11 protein-coding genes and 1 tRNA gene are annotated in these 17,141 nt (G+C 51.3%); 3 read left to right on the top strand and 9 right to left on the bottom strand.

What is annotated here, in order from left to right; all coding sequences use genetic code 11:
- Positions 1-104 precede the first annotated feature (104 nt).
- From ACK3R5_RS02010 to ACK3R5_RS01995, 4 genes are all read right to left on the bottom strand, one after another.
- Positions 105-1,115, bottom strand: a complete 1,011-nt coding sequence (locus ACK3R5_RS02010; RefSeq protein WP_411967887.1) for a tyrosine-type recombinase/integrase — start codon at positions 1,113-1,115, stop codon at positions 105-107.
- A complete protein-coding gene (locus tag ACK3R5_RS02005; RefSeq protein ID WP_411967886.1) occupies positions 1,115-1,570 on the bottom strand; it encodes a hypothetical protein in 456 nt (151 codons plus the stop codon). The genes ACK3R5_RS02010 and ACK3R5_RS02005 overlap by 1 nt, the downstream gene beginning before the upstream one ends.
- Positions 1,571-1,717: 147 nt before the next feature.
- Positions 1,718-2,254: a hypothetical protein gene (locus ACK3R5_RS02000; RefSeq protein WP_411967885.1), complete on the bottom strand. Its 537-nt coding sequence runs from the start codon at positions 2,252-2,254 to the stop codon at positions 1,718-1,720.
- Positions 2,255-2,268: 14 nt separating this feature from the next.
- A complete protein-coding gene (locus tag ACK3R5_RS01995) occupies positions 2,269-3,378 on the bottom strand; it encodes a PD-(D/E)XK nuclease family protein (protein WP_411967884.1) in 1,110 nt (369 codons plus the stop codon).
- 184 nt (positions 3,379-3,562) lie between these two features.
- On the opposite strand from ACK3R5_RS01995, the gene ACK3R5_RS01990 reads away from it, so the two are divergent.
- From ACK3R5_RS01990 to ACK3R5_RS01980, 3 genes are all read left to right on the top strand, one after another.
- Positions 3,563-7,306 (top strand): hypothetical protein, encoded by a 3,744-nt coding sequence (locus tag ACK3R5_RS01990; RefSeq protein ID WP_411967883.1) that lies wholly within the window; start codon positions 3,563-3,565, stop codon positions 7,304-7,306.
- Positions 7,307-7,907: 601 nt separating this feature from the next.
- Positions 7,908-8,171 carry a MarR family transcriptional regulator gene (locus tag ACK3R5_RS01985; RefSeq protein WP_411967882.1) on the top strand — a complete coding sequence of 88 codons (264 nt, stop codon included), beginning with the start codon at positions 7,908-7,910 and terminating at the stop codon, positions 8,169-8,171.
- A 222-nt stretch (positions 8,172-8,393) separates the two neighbouring features.
- The gene (locus ACK3R5_RS01980) at positions 8,394-9,626 is read left to right on the top strand and encodes a hypothetical protein (RefSeq protein ID WP_411967881.1); all 1,233 of its coding nucleotides are present in this window, start codon (positions 8,394-8,396) and stop codon (positions 9,624-9,626) included.
- Positions 9,627-9,777: 151 nt separating this feature from the next.
- Here the strand turns inward: ACK3R5_RS01980 and ACK3R5_RS01975 are convergent, their stop codons facing one another.
- The 5 genes from ACK3R5_RS01975 to nasA form a co-directional block, all read right to left on the bottom strand.
- On the bottom strand, positions 9,778-11,283 hold the full coding sequence (locus ACK3R5_RS01975; RefSeq protein WP_411967880.1) for a hypothetical protein: 1,506 nt from the start codon (positions 11,281-11,283) through the stop codon (positions 9,778-9,780).
- Positions 11,284-11,423: 140 nt separating this feature from the next.
- On the bottom strand, positions 11,424-12,320 hold the full coding sequence (locus ACK3R5_RS01970) for a hypothetical protein (protein WP_411967879.1): 897 nt from the start codon (positions 12,318-12,320) through the stop codon (positions 11,424-11,426).
- 562 nt (positions 12,321-12,882) lie between these two features.
- A tRNA-Ile gene (locus ACK3R5_RS01965) sits at positions 12,883-12,957 on the bottom strand.
- A gap of 218 nt (positions 12,958-13,175) precedes the next feature.
- Positions 13,176-14,474: an MFS transporter gene (locus ACK3R5_RS01960; protein ID WP_411968677.1), complete on the bottom strand. Its 1,299-nt coding sequence runs from the start codon at positions 14,472-14,474 to the stop codon at positions 13,176-13,178.
- A gap of 571 nt (positions 14,475-15,045) precedes the next feature.
- Positions 15,046-17,139 (bottom strand): assimilatory nitrate reductase NasA, encoded by a 2,094-nt coding sequence (nasA, locus tag ACK3R5_RS01955; protein WP_411967878.1) that lies wholly within the window; start codon positions 17,137-17,139, stop codon positions 15,046-15,048.
- Between the last annotated feature and the right edge of the window lie 2 nt (positions 17,140-17,141).

The following is a 17,141-nucleotide window of genomic DNA, read 5'->3' as shown; positions in this document are numbered from 1 at the left end:
ATAAGCTTTTTATAGGTCATAACAGCCATAGGATATTATGGGCCACACCCCAAAATTGGACAATTGTCTACTAACGGTGGCCGTAAACCTATGCAGATGTGCTGTTACCGAGGAGGATCAAACTGGTCTCTAATCGAGTCAAATACGTTGTCTGGACTATGTGTGTACCCAATAGTTGTATTATGATTTGAGTGATTAGCCAACAGTTGTCGATACTCCAGGGAGACACCTGAGTCGTTTAATAGGGTGATGAAAGAGTGACGGAGGGTGTGTGGAGTCACTCTATGCCATTCTCGGTACTTCTTCTCCGTCCCGAGGGCGTCCTGCTGAGCAGGGGTGAGTCTTGACCGTGCAATCGCCCGTTGAATTCCAGCGCGTTCTGCAGCATTTCTAACAATTTTATTGAGGCTTCCGTTGTGCTCGATCTTATCTCCAGATTGACTGGGAAATAGATACTCGCTTTCGTGAGCAGCTGAGTAGGCCGGTCGGTGGTGTTGAAGCCAAAATCCGACTTCAAACTCCAATTCTTTACTAATCGGAACATCGTAAGGTTTGGAATATTTGGGTTTGGGAACATGAAGTTCGCAGTGCTCGGTGTCGACGTCGTCAATTTTGATGTCTCTGAGATCAGAATTCCGCAGTCCAGTTTCGATTCCAACAACTGCAATAAGGCGGTTTCTGTAGCTATCAAAGGCATCGAACAGTTTTCGTATCTCTTCTCGAGTCAATGCTTCTCGCTCGATGAGTTCTGGTGTATTGTACCGGCTCAAATCGATTTCCGAGATACGAAGTGGATCAAAAAGAAGTTCATCGCCAACATCTGTTCGAAGACGGATATATCGATACAGCTCACTTACAGTCGAGACCTTTCCGCTGATTGTGGTCTCCCTATTTCCGCGTAAAACACACTCTTCAATGAAATCGATTAAATCGGTGAACTCCGCTGTGAGAACCGACTTACCCTGAGCGTGGAGAAATGTGGCATATTGCGTGAGGTGAGAGTCGTATGTCCTTACTGAATGTGGAGAAAGCGAGAGGATTGAACTCTTTCTGAGATACTCTTGTGCGTGTTCGTCGGGTACTCGAAGTTCAACAGGTTCCGATTTCCGCTCCATCATGGCCCGTGTCCTAAGTGGCTCTCAGGAGAAAAGCCTGCGAGAGTGTATCTTTGTCCGGCTTCTCCTGTGCGAATCACAATCCCGTGGTCAGTGAGTCTTCCCAAGGCGGGCTGAACCTTGTGCATACCAAGGTCTAACTGCTCAACCAGGTCACCGAATTGTAGCCCATCTCCGTTTGTTTTGAGTAATTCAAAAACTCGAATCATGTCCTTCGTCATGGTCGCTTCGATTGGTTGTTGACCGTCCGTTGATCCTCGGTGAACTTCCTTGACATCGCTTTTAACCGAAGTGAGCACCTCCAAGAGAACTTTTTGTTCACCCTCTAAGTTTTCGAGCCGACGCTCTATTCGTCGAGTCGCCATATACCCCTCTCCTTCCAGAATCTCTCGGTGGCTCTCAATGGATGCACGGAGGCAGAGGCTCACGTTCCCTTGGTAGTGACGATCAGCCATCTGCTTCAGAACACCATCGAGCGATTCGGTAATCGTGAATTTTCGGCGAATGAATTCAGGTCGATATCCCTCAGTCATTTTGGCACCTGTGGCTAAGCTGCGGGAGGTCAGGATTATCGCCTGATTCGTCGGTATTCGCTAATTTACTCATAGAGGATCACCAACCAATTCTGCAGAAGGGATCAATCTGAATATCTGCGACCAGATTCTCCAGAATAATTCAGCGGTGCCTGCACTCACCACTCCAGATGTTCCGCCCTCTATACGCCGAGGTGGAGAACGGGATTCTCGACCGAAGCCATAATCATCCAAACTCTGGTCGAAGTAGCACTCTAGCTGCTCTTCGAGAGCCAAGTGTCTGAAACCACGGAGTGAATTCTGTTTCGCTGGATCCACTAGCACCTGGCGCAGTTTGGCGAGAGTGTCTCGGTCTGGGGTGATGAGAACAATCCCGCCGTACCTGTACTGTCCAATCTGGTTCAGTAGTTGGCCGACTAATTCGTCTGTAGACTGCAGGCCATTTCTGCCAACGAGTGCTGCTTTTGTCTCAACTAGCGCGTCAGCATTCCCTATCCCAATCTCCCAGTATTCGGTTTCCACAGAAGTCTGGATTTCAGCGTGATCCGTTTCACCAATCTCGAGGAGTAAGAACAACCAACTCTCACGGAGATCGTCGAGATGCATCCATCTGTGGCCTCTCATTGGTAACCCCCACGAGATTGCTCAAGAGGTGAGGGACCTCTGAGCGAGGACACTCTCCCCTTCTCAGAGCAATCTGGACATCGAGGTGGCGTTTGAGTTGGCTTGCCTGGCGACACAGTATCCCACGGATGAGACGTCTCACAGCGCTCGCAGAGCCAATCAAACGCCCCGTACTCGTCGACGAATGATGGATACGCGTGAGCGAGCGAAGGCGTCAATCTCGCGTCTTCATTTGCGTCAAGATAGTCGAGAAGTTTCTCTCGTGGGTAACCAGTGAAGTTCGGCAACAGCCCCTCACTTGGACTGTCCGAGATCGGACGGCTGCCACGTCCACACCGCTCTCGGAATGAACAGTAGTTGCACTCCCAGCCGTACTCAGGGTTCGAAGGTGGTAGTCTCTCTTCGAGTCTGTACTCAGTGTGGTTGGTTGCCCATTCCAGTACGACGTCGTGCCAAAATGCCTCGTCAAACTCGACGTGGAAAATTTTAACTTCGAGTGACTTGCGGCAGCCATAGATGATGACTCCCTTAGTCAGTTCAACGTCGTACTTCGCCGAGAGACCAACCATGTACGCGTGTAACTGGGCGCGGTGAATCCTGCTCGACTTCGAAACGTGGTCCAGCGAGGACTTGGTCTTGATTTCCGTCGGCAGAATTGGGTTGGACTCTTCGTCGACAATGACCGGGTCGGCTGACCCTGTGAACTGTATTTCTCCCACCCGGGTTTCGACTTGGAAATCTATCCAGTCATTTCTACGCACGTAGGCGTCAGCGTTCGATGCCACACTCCTCAAAAATGGAAACGCAATGCGCTCTTCGAACAACGTTCCAACCCAGAAGATTCCATCTGGGTCTGAGGTCTCTTCAGGGGCGTTCAATTGGTCGTATGTGACTTTCCTATGGCACTGGAGAAGTTTACTTGGGCTATGGTATGTCGGCTCTGGGATAGACCCTGGCCCGTTGAAGTACGGTTTCCCATCTTCGATGTTCTGCCTGTGTTTTCGTCGATTGTACCACTCGTGATAGCTGGTTGGTGTGAGTTCGTGAATTAACTCTGACTGAACATTACCTTCAGATGTGGATTGTACGTTGTGTTCCTGAACCATGATTTCAGAACGAAGCGAGCTGTTTGACCTTCGTTGGAGTACCCACGTTGAATGAATACTTGCTCTATGGCTCATTGCAGGTAGCCCCAAGATTCAGTTGACATATGCCGACTGGAAATTCCGCAGTCTGCTTTTGATTCGGGTCGCAGAAACTTTGATAGTGATGTCAACATCTCTTACAAATATGCCCTCTCCTTTCGATTTTGGAGACGTTGATATCACACAATTCACGTCACACCAAACTGCGAAATTTCTTAGAAGTCTGCTTCAAGCAGAAGCTTCTGCGAACAACATTGGAGTACAAAATACGCACGTCCCAATTAGAGTAAATATCCCAGATGGAGGGCTAGATGCGGAGGCTCAAAACGATTCTGGGTCAGAAACGCCACTAATCCCGATTGGTCGTGTGGGCTACCAATTGAAGCGTAGCGACCTCTCTCCATCAAAGTGTAAGAAAGAAGTTCAAAATGACGAAGAAACTGAGCTGAAGCCCATGGTCAAGCAACTCCTTGACGATGGGGGAACTTACTGTTTGGTCGTCTTTGAGGATCTAACGGACCAGAAAATATCAAGTAGGAAAGAAGCATTCAAAGAAGTATTCTCGGATTACGGTTACGATACAACAGCTGTCGAGATTGTTGATTCGAGCAAACTAGTTACGATTGCCCAGCAGTACCCTAGTCTGGCTCTCCGGTACGATCCAAACCTAGATGTTGGGGTTGACTTTGGTACATGGAGAAATCGGAGAGAAATTAAGAGCAACTATAATTACATTGAGGACGACGCACGAAGAAGGTACAGAGAAGAGATTCTTGGAGAGATTCGGTCGAGTAAAGCGTGTTCGATAATTCGAGTATCTGGACTGTCGGGTGTGGGAAAATCACGTTTCGTGTACGAAACTATTTTTGGTAGTGAATTTGAGGATTTAACACTCCATGTCTCGTCCGAGAATTTACAAGATAGTCGGCTACTTAGACACTTAGAAACCGAACCTACATCGCGATGTATACTCGTTGTTGACAATTGCTCGCCTGAGTACCATAGCGAGCTTGTGAACCGTTTCGGGTCTCGGGGCAAGCGAGTTCAAATAATCACAATTTCAGACACTCTCGAGAAGGTGACTTCAGATATCCAGATAGAACTCTCACCCCTTGACGATAGTGAAATTGAGATTTTTGTTGAGACTGAAAGGCCAGACCTGAGCAAGGCAGTAGTTAATAAGATTGTGGAGTTTTCTGGAGGGTTTCCACAAATAGCTGTGCAGATTACGACCACAGTCGAGTACGGCGGATGGGACTCAGAATTTGAACTACCATCGCGCCAATTTATGAGGAAGTTCCTCATAGGCACCGTAGCCAACGACCACCCGGATATTGATGACCTTCGTCGTACTTTGTCAGCGTTTGCACTCTTTGATCGAGTAGGATGGGAAGATCATCAAGGCAACCGACATGCAGAGTTCCTTGAAATTTATGAAACATTCGGATTAGACAGTGTCGCAGGTTTAGACGGAATAGAGGAGATTGTTGGATACGCAAGACAGCGTGGTCTGCTTCAAGGGGATAAATCACTAAGCTTACAGCCCTTACCCGTCGCACTCCTTCTAATAAAATCGCATCTGGAGCGTCACGATCTTGACGAGGGATTGCTCCAACTATCGGAGTCACTAATCGTCAGAGTAGAAAATCGGCTCCAATATCTCAATGCCTTTGAGTCTGGGAGGATGTGGGTGAAAGATACGTTAAGCCGAAACGGATGGTTTAGAAACACATCGCTTCTCGAATCAGAGCCAGGAAGTAGAGTATTCAAAGGTTTAGCATTCGCTTCAGCTGAAGACGCGACTAAGGTTCTTCAGAGATTCTTCAGGACTACATCACAGACAGAATTAAAAAAGCTCAAAGAAGGAAGGAGAAACCTCATTGAAGCAATCAGAGCAATTGCGGTATGGGACACCACCTTTGACGACGCAGCAAGCTTTCTACGTCGCTTAGCCCTCGCTGAGAATGAACCATACACAAATAACGCGACTGGCGTTTACCAAGGATTGTTTTCACCTGCGGTGGGACAAGTTGCCCCCACAGAAAGACATCCACGAGATCGGCTCTCTCATATTGAAGATGGGCTAACCTCAGACAATCAAGAGAAGTTTGAATTGGCTCTCGGAGCTGCAAGCCAAGCACTAAAAACCGGCCATTATGTTAAATCCGGCAGACCAGAAAGACAGGGTGCCAGAGAGCTCCCAGATTTATGGGTTCCAGAATCTAGAGAAGACTGGATTTCTTACTTTGAGACAGCCTGGAACATCATAATTTCGAGAGTTGCAAATGATAAACATAGAAGTGATGAGCTCACCAAGATCCTTACTGACTCCGCTCGTAGGTACGTGTCTTCCTGCGAAGAGTTGAGTCGCTTAGTTAGAAATTCGTACATTTATCTCACAGAAGCAGATTGGGTCTCTACCGATCAAATAATGCGATCCACAATGAGCATCGTAAAATACGATGTGGGTGGGTTGAGTGATAGTGAGCAAGAATTGTGGGAGGAGTTTGAAGACTGGCTAATTCATCGCTCATTCCACACTCGGTTCCTTAGATATGTAGTCGTCAATGACATGATCACTAGTGATGAGCGTAAAGATACTATTGACCCCTTAATTGACGAGATAGCTAGAGAAGCGATTTCCAACCCACCAATATTGTATCAAGAATATGATTGTTTGTTCGAGAAACAGGCCAGCCGTGGACACATTCTTGGTCGCTATCTAGCAGAAGCCGATGACGAATTTGAGTTCATGGAAAGTATTGTGAATGAACTCAAAGAGAGAGAGCTTCAGGCAATTCCTTCATTTGCCTTGGCATATTTCGCTAAAGTCAAAGAAGAGGATACAGAACAGTTCGAGAAGTTGTCAAACCAGTTCGAGGTAGAGGAGCAACTCCAACAGTTCATGGTTCCTTTGGTGAGAATTGTTGCACCAACAGATGATAACGTTGAACGACTACTCAAAAAAGTGGATACCGGAGAGATAGATGTTGAACACCTTCGAGACTTTGCCAACCTCACCAGCCCGAATGAGTTTCTGTCAGAGGACATAATTCAAGATATTTGCACTAGACTGTTAAACTCGGATTCGCAGTCTGCTCATTCAGCTCTCGATCTACTAAATTGGACGTACATCTACCCCGACCAACATCCTCAACTTGATACAGACTACTTGACCTCTGCTGTCACTCATGAACATGTGCTTATTCTGGATGACACAATAAAGCAAACTAGAGGATACGATTGGGCAGAGCTAGTTAGTGAGATCGTTTCCAAATCTTCTGAGAGAGGGCCTGAAATACTTGAAGCAGTTATTGAGGCATCAGAATCTGAAAATGCCTTCGTTGGATGGGCAGGTCCTGAAGCAAGCGTTCTCGGAGAAATTATCCAATCAAATCCAGAGGGTGCCTGGGACGTGATTTCATCGCGCCTGTTGACGGGTGAACTATCTGCTTGGTGGACAACTGAACTGCTATCTGGTGGCTTTTCGCTTGGAGGGCCATTGTTCGGTCTGTTGAACTGGGACGACGTGAATAGTTGGATACAAGAAAACCCAGAGGAGCGGGCAGAGGTTATTGCCAATTCAATTGGTGTATCTTTACCAGAAACAGTTCATCAAACAACAGTCACTCGTGAAATGCTGGCAGAATATGGGCACTTAGAATCAGTCCAAGAAGGACTCAGGAGTACATACTTTACTGAACACTGGGTTGGGTCATCTGTAGAGCACTTTAAAAATAAAAAGTCGGAGATTCAACAAGCGTTAGATATTGAAGAAGGTCGGGATGACACTGCCCAAGGAGTCCTGAGATGGGGAGAGAAGATCCTTGACGATATCGGGCACCGTATCGCACAAGAAGAAGTCAGAGAAGAACTGATTGGATATTGATGTTTAGTTCACATGTTTTAAGAATTGCTGGAATTTCTATCTTTAGATAGCCTCAAAAAGAGAGCGATTGTGGGAGTATTCATATCAAGTAGCAGAGAAGCGAGATCAAAATTGGGTCCAACGCGGATTATCTGACGATTCGGGTCATAGATGATGATACCTGCTTTGGATAGAGTAGGTAGATGCGTCTGAGAAAGAGCGTTGTACACGTTTCGGTATGGCTCGCCGGTCGCTTGCGCTGGAGGAACACCCTGTTCGATACTGGATATCTTCCGCGCTATTTGGCGTGTGGTCAGCACCCTTGACTCATTCTCGTACAGGACCTGAATCGTATACCGTCGCCGTGGTGCGCGAAGTGAGTGATATATGGCAGAGAGTAACGGATCAATGTCTTCAGAGGTCATCGTCTTGAGGTGCAACCAACCAACTACAGCTCATCTAATTCGGTTGGATTCAGGGTGTCTGACTAACCGATTCATTGTCATTTACAACGCAACTACATCATTCAACCACAAAAATCTGTGTTTAGTAGCACAAAAAATTGTGCTGGTAGATACGTTTTCACCGCATCTTAGACTCGGTTTCCAGTATCTATGAAGAGATGCGTCCCCGTGTAGATTGGATGAGTAAGGCGGACGAGCGAGTTTTAGAGTTTCTTCAAGAAAAAGACATCATTGCTTCTCCCTCAGTAATTGCAGCGAACATCGATTACACTGGTGAATATATCTCAAGGCGGTGCCGTAAGCTGGCAGAAGCAGGACTGCTTCAGCGAGTTGATGCGTCGAACTATCGGTTAACTAGCCTTGGAGATCGATTTTTAGAGGGTGAAGTTGAATCAGGTGAATTAGAACTTGATGAAGACTGAGGACTGTAGAAATACTTTAGCTAGACTGTCGAAGCCAGTAGTCTCGGTTCTCTTGATTCCCTCAGTCACAGATAGTTGATTGGAATCATGCTGAGTACAGGACGCGAAACGGTCACTCACTGACTGAGGATGGACTGAATTAGCAGATACAGAGTATTCCACGTTTTGTGAAACTCAAGCATGGATAGCACTTAGGTAAGTCGATGTTCAAACGAGTGACAAATGGAGATTAATACTGCTGCAATAATTCGCTATGATCTTTGCCACGAGTCAAGGAGTGACTTGCTTTTGAGCAGACTCCAAAGTCTCTACAATGATGAGGGGAAGCAATTCGGAGAGAGTGTCCTCGGTGGGCAGCAGTGGGATCGATATCGATTCGAGGGGAAACTGCACACCTCTGATAACGAATTTGGTATATTCGAGTCTGTAAAGACGTTCGTCAGCTTCGAGACTCGGCACCTTGTCGATACTGTAACAGTCGCCGAATTGAATGAAGAGCAAATCAAGGAGATCGAACAGAAGGAGCCGAGCAGAACTCAGTATGTCATTGACGATCTTGCTGAGAAGTTAACTGGGATAGCAAAAAGAATCCCCACAGTTGCTCCGACCGGGTTCAACCGTCAAACGGTCCAATTCTACGTTGAGCCGGCAGAACCACAGCCGGTGACAGGAGACGACGGAGAAGTTTCAGAAGAGTTGTTGGCCCAGTTTCTCGAGGAAAACAGAAAAGAATTAAGAAAGATTCAGTACGGCGTCAATCACCCACAATCACTACTCAACGGAGAAGACTTGGTCACACCACAAGGTACAGCATTTCCTTGGGGAAAGCTGACTGTATTCAATTTAACTTCTCCACCGGCTTCTGAGTCAGATTTCGAGCCGATATGGCTTCGTCGACTTAGACCTCTTCGCGAATACCTTCGAACGTATTTATGGTTCAACCACCGTGTAGGCCTCCTCGCTGAGTTAGATCGGGAGACACACGGCATTGAGGGGCTAATGCGGAATAGTTCGAGTGAGTCGAATCAGTTCCAAGAGGTACTGGAAATCGAGAACGAGTTAGACGACATACGGGAGAAATGGACCAACCGATATACTAAGACAGTCGACGAAATTGCAGATTTAGAGTCGAGGTCTCCTCTTCGACGTTCACATAGGCAACAACTCGAGTCTGTGAAAATTGATGAGATGACACATGGGGCTCCTGTAAACTCTCTCCTGGATATCTACGACCAGCAGTTGGCTACACTGAGCGAGCAAATATCGTCGGATCTTGAGCGAATCGGTTCTAAGTTGGACGAGGTTTCGAATTACATCCAAGACAAAATCAATGTCCGCGCTACGACTGCTACGCTCCGCCAGCAGCGTGCGACAAACTACCTGACCATCGTTATATTAGTTCTGACGGCTGTCACCGTCGCGATTGCAGCGGCTGAACTGCTCTGGATTGGGTAAGGAACAATCCCGTGCTGCCAACTCAATTTAGTGGCTCTATTGAAATCACCAACCGATAATGGATCTAGCAGATTAGCAAGCAACCGTAGTTGCGCGGTACCACGAAGAAGTGTCTGAGTGACAAACTGGTCACCCATGTTAACTACTGCAGTCATAGTGTCAGGACAATGCCTGGTTGTTCCTCAGACTGGATTGCGGCTTCATACTTGAGGGTGAATTTCACCCAATCAGACGGATTAGTATCCGACGATGAGTTAGTGTCTTGCCGGTTTTGAACATCCTCCCCAGCAGTATAATCGATCGACAATGGAGTACCAGTAGATGTTTCTTTATACTTGAACTCGGCCTCAAACAGGACTAGCGTCAAGAACTCAGCCCCGACGTCGTTGAGTACAGGCGTGCCACTGTATTCCAAGTAGCTCCACAATTGCTCGTGGGACGTCCGGTTACTTTTTTCATGATTACGGAGGATGCTTGCAGCCTCACTATCACCGGTTATGATGAGTTCGGCATCGTGTTCCGCAATGATGTCATCTAGTTTCTCGGGGAGCCTGTTGTACGAAGCGACTCGCTGGGTCGGTAACTGCAACTGGTCGATTACGAATTCCCGGTAGCGGGTGAGTACTGGAGAGAAGGTATCCGAGAACACCGTCGAAATCCCAGTCTCAACGAATAGTCTTCTAGGGTACCATCCAGTCACGTCAAAGCTTGCTGTATCCTCGTCGTCTAAGTTGTCGACCTCTGTGATCTTGTTTGAGTTAGTAAGCGCTGCTCGGAACGTGCTGTCGTTGAGTCTGGAATTTGCTTTCTCAGCGAAGCGTTTGACGAGACTTTTGTCAATTGGTTGTATTCTAGTCCACTCGCGTTCTTGCTGCTTGAAAGTTTCCTGCACCTGGTCGAAGTATCCGATCAGGCCTTCAACGACCGGGTAGTCGTCCAAAAACGATTCCAGTGGATACTCTTCATTATACGACTTGAGGGTTTCCCGAATCGGGTCTATGTTTAAGCTGTGATCAGCATACTTGAGTGCTGGACTGTTTTGGGGGTCACCATTATCCGATAGTGACCAATCAGTTCTTGTGGCGACCCAAACGAGTGCACTGCAATAGAACGACAGGAGCCAGGAACTCGTCGCTGGGGCAGTAGTCGCAACACCAAAATTGCGGTCCAATTCACGGCTCATATTCCACTGTTCCCAGGAATTCGCGGCCCCCCGAGCATCACGCATACGGAAATACACCTCCGAGAGAACCTGTACTGACCCAAAGTCCTCAGTGATTGGCTTGATCAGCATCCAGTGGAGGGTGGAATCGGATACATTGCCGTCCTTGGATAGGAAAAATCCCCAGGCATAAGCCGCGAATTGCAGGTTGGTGAGTCGCCGTCGGAAGCTGTCTGCGAGGCGTTGTTTGTACTGGCTGAAGTTTGGTTCATCTTCCCCGGATTTCCCTAGTTCAGTATCCTGATATGGGACGGCGTATTCCCCCTCCCCTAAGTAGTAGATATCACTCAGCAGTTGTCTGAGCGACTTCAGCGTCTCGAGTGAATCGTGTTCGACAGCAGTCTTCCACATTTTAGTATGTGTCTGCAACCAGACCTCGAGGAGACCCTCCGCCCGGGATAGCTGCTCTCGGGTCTCAGCGTTCACAAATTCCATCAGAACTTGCTTCTGCGCGTTCTCAAAGCGCTTGAGCAAATGGATCGTCGATTTGGATTGGGACGCTTGGGAAAGTCCTGTTTCGAGTAATCGAGCGTACATACCCAGTGACCGATGGACAGGGTCTGATCGGCCGCTGGTCATAGCTGTCGGTCCCTCCATTGATTCATGCTAATCCAGAGGATACCCGAGTGCGAGTTGATAACTTTCTTTTCTATTTCTTCGTTTTCCTGCGCAACTGCTCGTCGGTATAGGGAATTGTAGTTACTGTGGACGAAATCCCAAAGTTCGGTATCGGTCGCCATCTGGTCGTCTTTCTCCAAGAGAGCTTCAAGCAGAGATTCTACTCGTCGTAGTTTTTTTCTCAGCTTCTCGGGCCTCTCCGAATCGATCTCTCGTCGACTCGCTTCGAAGAAGTGTCCTAAGTATGTATCAAAATCTCCCGCTGGGCTATGAAAGTCTCCTGAAAGGTGATCTTTCCCGTATTGCTCGACCTTATCATCGATCGAGTTGTGGAGTAGCAAATCAAGCACATACCAGAAGCGAGAGAGGATAGCCCCTAACCCAACGACCAAGAGCAACCCCGCCGGTAACCCGAGTTGAGTTGGCACCGCTTCTGCCGGTGTTCGCAACACGGTGGTGCCGATCAGAAGATTCGAAACAAGCAGGAATGCAATCAGTTCGATCGATCGCAAACGATGGGATATATTTGCGATAATGTGCGGATCAGTCTGGATGTCGCGAATCGAGTTCCAAGCGAACGAGAGTGCAACGAGGCCAAAGGCGATAATTGTTCCATGAATACCCCATAGAGCAATCAGCACGTCATGGTCGAAGTGAAATATTTTTAGACTGAGTTTCTCTCCAATGACCCAGTTGAGGGTTGGCCCAAGTAGATATCCGAAGGCAGCAAGCCCGAGAGCTGTGGAGACACCGATAGATAGGCCCATCCGGCGACTGTATAACCCCTTACGTGTTCGGAGGACCGCAACCCGGAGGATGTTGTAGACGCTCAAGGGCCAATTTAGCACGCCCATGGGGCAACCTCAGCAATGAGCCTGATATTCCTTGTGATAGTCGACTGAACACACCAATGTGGGAACCATAATAGACGGAGGGTTCTTGCTTGGGTTCCGAAAGGGGAAATAGACATCCCACAGTACTTGGCAAACACAGCTTCGGGTGTAGAATGCGACTAAATCTTCACTAACACTTCTTAATGATAGATCGAAATCCCAGTTCCACTGCGGATACAGCTATCTCATAATGTCTGAATATATCTGCCGGTCCGTACCAAGACTGTAAGCGACTACTCGATAGCCGATTTGCGACCTGTATCCAGCGCACCTCTCGACCAAAAATAGCGTCTGAGGATTTCATAAAAGCAGATCTCTGTTAATCAGGAGCGCAACCACCGATTGATTACCTGTGCGCGCCGCGTCGGCCATCAGTAATGACACGACAGGAGCGGCATCCGTACACCCGTTGGATGGGCCACGCGCGGCAACGGAGGCTCCAAAGTAGCACTCAGCCCGTAAAACAGAGATAGAAGGCCTGTATCGATAGATACCACTGGCTCACAAGCGTGCAGAATTTGGATGGGCCCTATGGGGTTCGAACCCATGACCACCCGGTTATGAGCCGAGCGCTCTGACCAGACTGAGCTAAGGGCCCTCGGCCGATTCTTTTCCGGCCGCCCTCTTATGTCTTATCAGAAGGCGTCGCCGTGGGGGAAGCGTCGAATCGACGCCCATCGCTGGGCAACAGACGGGAAAATGCGAAAAAAAGCGGCTATCGGCCAGTCACCTCTCGGAGAGGCGGTCAGGGGGAACTGCCTCGTAGACCCTCCGAAGAGGTGAGTCGATGGAGACGACACCGCCGCCCGACAGCGCTCAGTCGTCGGCGGAGACGACCGACTCCCGTTGGGTGACGAACCCGTCGTCGGTCGCACGTTTTGCGACGTGTGGCTGGAACACCCACGAGGCCAACAGGAGAATCGGAATCATCGAGACCGCCACGACAAAGTAGCCGACGTGGAGATTCGGCAGGAACGGTGCGGAGTAGACGAGTGGGTAGACGATGCCACCGACCGTCCCGATGCCGCCGACGACACCGGCCACCGCGCCGGAACTGTTGGGGAACATGGCGGGGACCTGTGCGAAAATCGCTCCTTCGGCGAACGCACAGCCCATTCCCACGAGGAATCCGATACCGACTGCGAGCATCACCTCGCCGCTCAGTCCCGCGAGAGTCATCCCGAACATCGCCACGACGACGAAACACAGCGCGACGAACGTCCACTGTTCGCGGTACCGGCCGGTGAAGAACGGTAGGATGTTCGTCTCGGTCCGAGCCACGACGTCGCTCACGTAACCGCCGATGGGGCGTAACAGGCCAGCGGCGATGGAGAACGTCGCTGCGAACGTGGAGGCCAACACGAGATTCTGCGTATTGAACCCTTCACGGTAGTAGGTCGCCAACCATCCGTTCATCGACAGTTCGAGACCGAAGGTCATGACGTACGCGAGTGCGAGAACGACGGTTCCGTACCGAGTCGCGGTGAAGAGCCATTCTTTCGCAGTCGCGCTGTCCTTCGTCGCCTGCCGCTTTTCGGTCGATTTGGCCGCCTCACCGAAGACGTAGTAGACGACTGCGAGCAGAATCGAGACGACACCGGTGTAAAAGAACGCCGCCCGCCAGCTGACGTCGAACAGGGGACCGCTCCATCCGCTGGAGAAGACGCGTGGCAGGACGAGCGCACCACCCGCCGCACCCGCGTTCCCGATACCGGCGTAGATTCCCTCTGCCGTACCGAGTTCCTCTTCCTCGAACCACTCGGAGACGTGTTGAATCCCGATGACGAACGTAATGCCCGCCGTCGCGACGATGAGACGAGTGATGAAGAAGACGGTGTAGGACTCGGCGAAGGCACTCCAGATAGAAAAGACGCCGACGTACGCGAGGACGATAGCGAAGACGACTGGCGCTCCGAACTTGTCGGAGAGCCAGCCAGTCAGTATCCGACCGAACGGTGCGAGCCAGATAGCAGCACTGGCGAGAATCCCGATTTCTGCGAGCGAGAGTCCGAACTCATCTGCCATCGGCCCGGTGAAGGGCGCAAAGGAGAACCAGATGAGAAACGAGAAGTTGAACCCGACTGTCGCCAGCAAGAGCGTCCGGTACTTGGTCATCTTTATCGGGCTTTTCATGACGTGACACCACCCGTCTGACGGATTTTACGGTGTGAGTGGCGCGTGACGGCGTCGGCTACACGCGTCCCGACCGAGAAGTTCCCGTTCGACCACTCCCGGACCGATTCATGATTCCATTCATCCACGATACGCCCATGCAACTTTGGATTATTGTAGTTCAACACTGTTTTGGCATATAGAACAGTAGTAAATAAGATATTCGATTGACAAATGGCCAAATTAATCCTGCTCAGTTTTATTCTATTCAGAATAGCTTCTCGTGTCGTTAGTTTCCACCTTGTGGAGAAGAAATTAAAAATGTGGGCCACAATTCCCCTGAAGTCGGACAAACGACTATTGTCTCGGTCTATATTCATAGATAATTAAGGATTTTGCGGCGAGACTGCTCGGCGTCGCTACGAAACGGTGTCGGTGACGAGCGACAGAAATCGGAGCGAGACAGTGCGTCAGTTGAGACGTCGGCGGCCCACGAACGGCGTGTGTGGGCGCTTCGACTTCGTTCGGACCGGGGCAATCGACACAGTGCGCGCCGCTCGGACCGGCCGTTCATTCACGGCGACGGCGGAACCACGATATCGTCCCTTTCGGACTTGGACGTCTCGGGGGCCCGTAGACCGACGGCACACTGTTTGAAGTTCGGCTCTGCCGATTTCGGGTCGACTTCGGAGAGTGTCAGTTCGTTGGCCGCCGAGTTGTGAATCGGAAGCCAGACGACGCCAGGTGGGACGGTGTCGGTGGGCGCGACGTCGACAGCCACGCTGGACCGGCGAGATTCGACGATTGTCCGGCCGCAGTCGAGGACGTTCAGATACTCCACGATAGTCTCGGGGTGGATTCGCGCAGTCGGCCGGTCCATCGCACCACCGGTACGCGTCCGGACCCCGGTGTTGTACACGCCCGAGAGCCGACCGGTCGTCAGGGTGAGTGGATACTCCTCGTCTATCGGTTCGGGGACGCTCTGGTGGCTGACTGTAGAGAACTGGGCTCGTCCCGACTCGGTGTGGAACGACCAGGAGCCGTCGTCGTAGTATCGGTATCCACCCTGGCTCTCTTCGTCCGGTGCTGGCCACCTAACTGCGAGTTCGTCGGCCAACCGGTCGTACGTGATGCCACAGAGGTCAGCTGTCGTCCCGGTAGTCAGCTCGCGGATTTCGTCGAATACCGACTCGGGGTCTAACGGCGACGAGTCGAACAGGTCGGAGTCTATCCGATTCCCGATAGCCGCGATGATGTCGATGTCTTGCCGAACGGACGCGGGCGGGTCGGACGCGGCGGTGACGCGGGATACCCGTCGCTCCATATTCATCGCAGTGCCCTCCGATTCGCCCCACGTCGCCGCCGGAAGCACGACGTCGGCACATTCGATGGTGTCCGAGTAGAACGCGTCCTGAACGACGAGGAACGTATCCTCGAGAGCGCGCTTGACGTGGCTCGCGTCCGGCATGCCGGCGACCGGATTGGTCGCGACGGTCCAGCAAACGTCGATATTGCCCTGCGCAAGTTCGTCGACGATGCGGACGAAACCGGGGCCGGGGTCGTCCGGAAGACGGCCGAGAGGCACGCCCCACGTCTCTGCGACCGTCTCCCGGTGAGTCAGCGAGGTAAACTCGCGATGACCGGGCCACGTCCCCTTCGAAGCGCACACGCGATTCCCCATCGAGTTGGCCTGCCCGGTCAGCGAGAACGGCCCGCTTCCGGGGCCGAGATTGCCCGTCGCCAGACAGAGGTCGATGAGCGCTCGCGCCGTGCCCGTCCCCTGGACGCTCTGGTTGACACCCATCCCCCAGTACAGAATCGTGGAGGCGTCGAGCGTCGACGCTATCGTCTCGACCTGCTCGACGGATACCCCCGCCGTCGCAGCTCCCGTCTCGACGTCCGGGAGAGACTCGGCCATCGCTTCGAAGCCCTCGGTGTGGGACTCGACGAACGTCGTGTCGACGCTGCCGTCTTCGACGACAGAGGCGAGGACTGCCCGGGCCAACGCGAGGTCGGTCCCCGGTTCGGGCTGGACGTGAACGTCGGCGGCCCTGGCAGTCTCCGTCTCGACGGGGTCGACGACTACCAGTCGGCCGTCGTCGTCGCACGAACTATCCGTAATCCAGCGGTGCATGACCGGATGGGCGACGGCGGGGTTGGCACCCCACACGAGGTGCGTGTCAGCTTTCGGGATGTCTTCGTAGGTCGGTGGTGGCGCGTCGCTCCCGAAGGCCTGATAGTACGCTGTGACCGCCGACGCCATACACAGCGTCGTGTTCGCGTCGTAGTGTCTCGTCCCGAACCCACCTCGGGCGACCTTTCCCAGCGCGTACGCCGCCTCGTTCGTCTGCTGGCCACTCCCTAACACGGCGACGTTGTCGTTGCTGGTCCGGAGTGCCTCGATGAGTCGCGCCGCCACGACACCGAGCGCGGTATCCCAGTCTGTCGGCTGGAGCGTTCCGCCACGGCGTAAAAGCGGTTCCGTCAGGCGTTCGCCCTCAGGTGCAACCGTCTCTCGGACACCGCGCCGACATTTCAGGCCGTTGTTCGTCGGGTGATTCGGGTCGCCACACACGTCCGAGAGACCGTGTTCGCCGTCTGTGGTCCGCTGGAGGTAACCACACCCAACCGCACACCGCATACACGTCGTCGGTTCCCAATCAGTCATTT

This window comes from Haloferax sp. YSSS75 (assembly GCF_046764215.1).
GTDB lineage: Archaea > Halobacteriota > Halobacteria > Halobacteriales > Haloferacaceae > Haloferax.
The sequence above is the reverse complement of the archived record's forward strand: the minus strand, read 5'-3'. Positions and strand labels throughout refer to the sequence as shown.

What these genes read in the sequence shown, in the direction of transcription:
- ACK3R5_RS01970 (WP_411967879.1), bottom strand. Translation starts at nt 12,320, where the DNA reads ATGGGCGTGCTAAATTGGCCCTTGAGCGTCTACAACATCCTCCGGGTT.
- ACK3R5_RS01985 (WP_411967882.1), top strand. Translation starts at nt 7,908, where the DNA reads ATGCGTCCCCGTGTAGATTGGATGAGTAAGGCGGACGAGCGAGTTTTA.
- ACK3R5_RS01990 (WP_411967883.1), top strand. Translation starts at nt 3,563, where the DNA reads ATGCCCTCTCCTTTCGATTTTGGAGACGTTGATATCACACAATTCACG.
- nasA (WP_411967878.1), bottom strand. Translation starts at nt 17,139, where the DNA reads ATGACTGATTGGGAACCGACGACGTGTATGCGGTGTGCGGTTGGGTGT.
- ACK3R5_RS01960 (WP_411968677.1), bottom strand. Translation starts at nt 14,474, where the DNA reads ATGACCAAGTACCGGACGCTCTTGCTGGCGACAGTCGGGTTCAACTTC.
- ACK3R5_RS02000 (WP_411967885.1), bottom strand. Translation starts at nt 2,254, where the DNA reads ATGCATCTCGACGATCTCCGTGAGAGTTGGTTGTTCTTACTCCTCGAG.
- ACK3R5_RS02010 (WP_411967887.1), bottom strand. Translation starts at nt 1,115, where the DNA reads ATGGAGCGGAAATCGGAACCTGTTGAACTTCGAGTACCCGACGAACAC.
- ACK3R5_RS02005 (WP_411967886.1), bottom strand. Translation starts at nt 1,570, where the DNA reads ATGGCTGATCGTCACTACCAAGGGAACGTGAGCCTCTGCCTCCGTGCA.
- ACK3R5_RS01980 (WP_411967881.1), top strand. Translation starts at nt 8,394, where the DNA reads ATGGAGATTAATACTGCTGCAATAATTCGCTATGATCTTTGCCACGAG.
- ACK3R5_RS01995 (WP_411967884.1), bottom strand. Translation starts at nt 3,378, where the DNA reads ATGGTTCAGGAACACAACGTACAATCCACATCTGAAGGTAATGTTCAG.
- ACK3R5_RS01975 (WP_411967880.1), bottom strand. Translation starts at nt 11,283, where the DNA reads ATGGAATTTGTGAACGCTGAGACCCGAGAGCAGCTATCCCGGGCGGAG.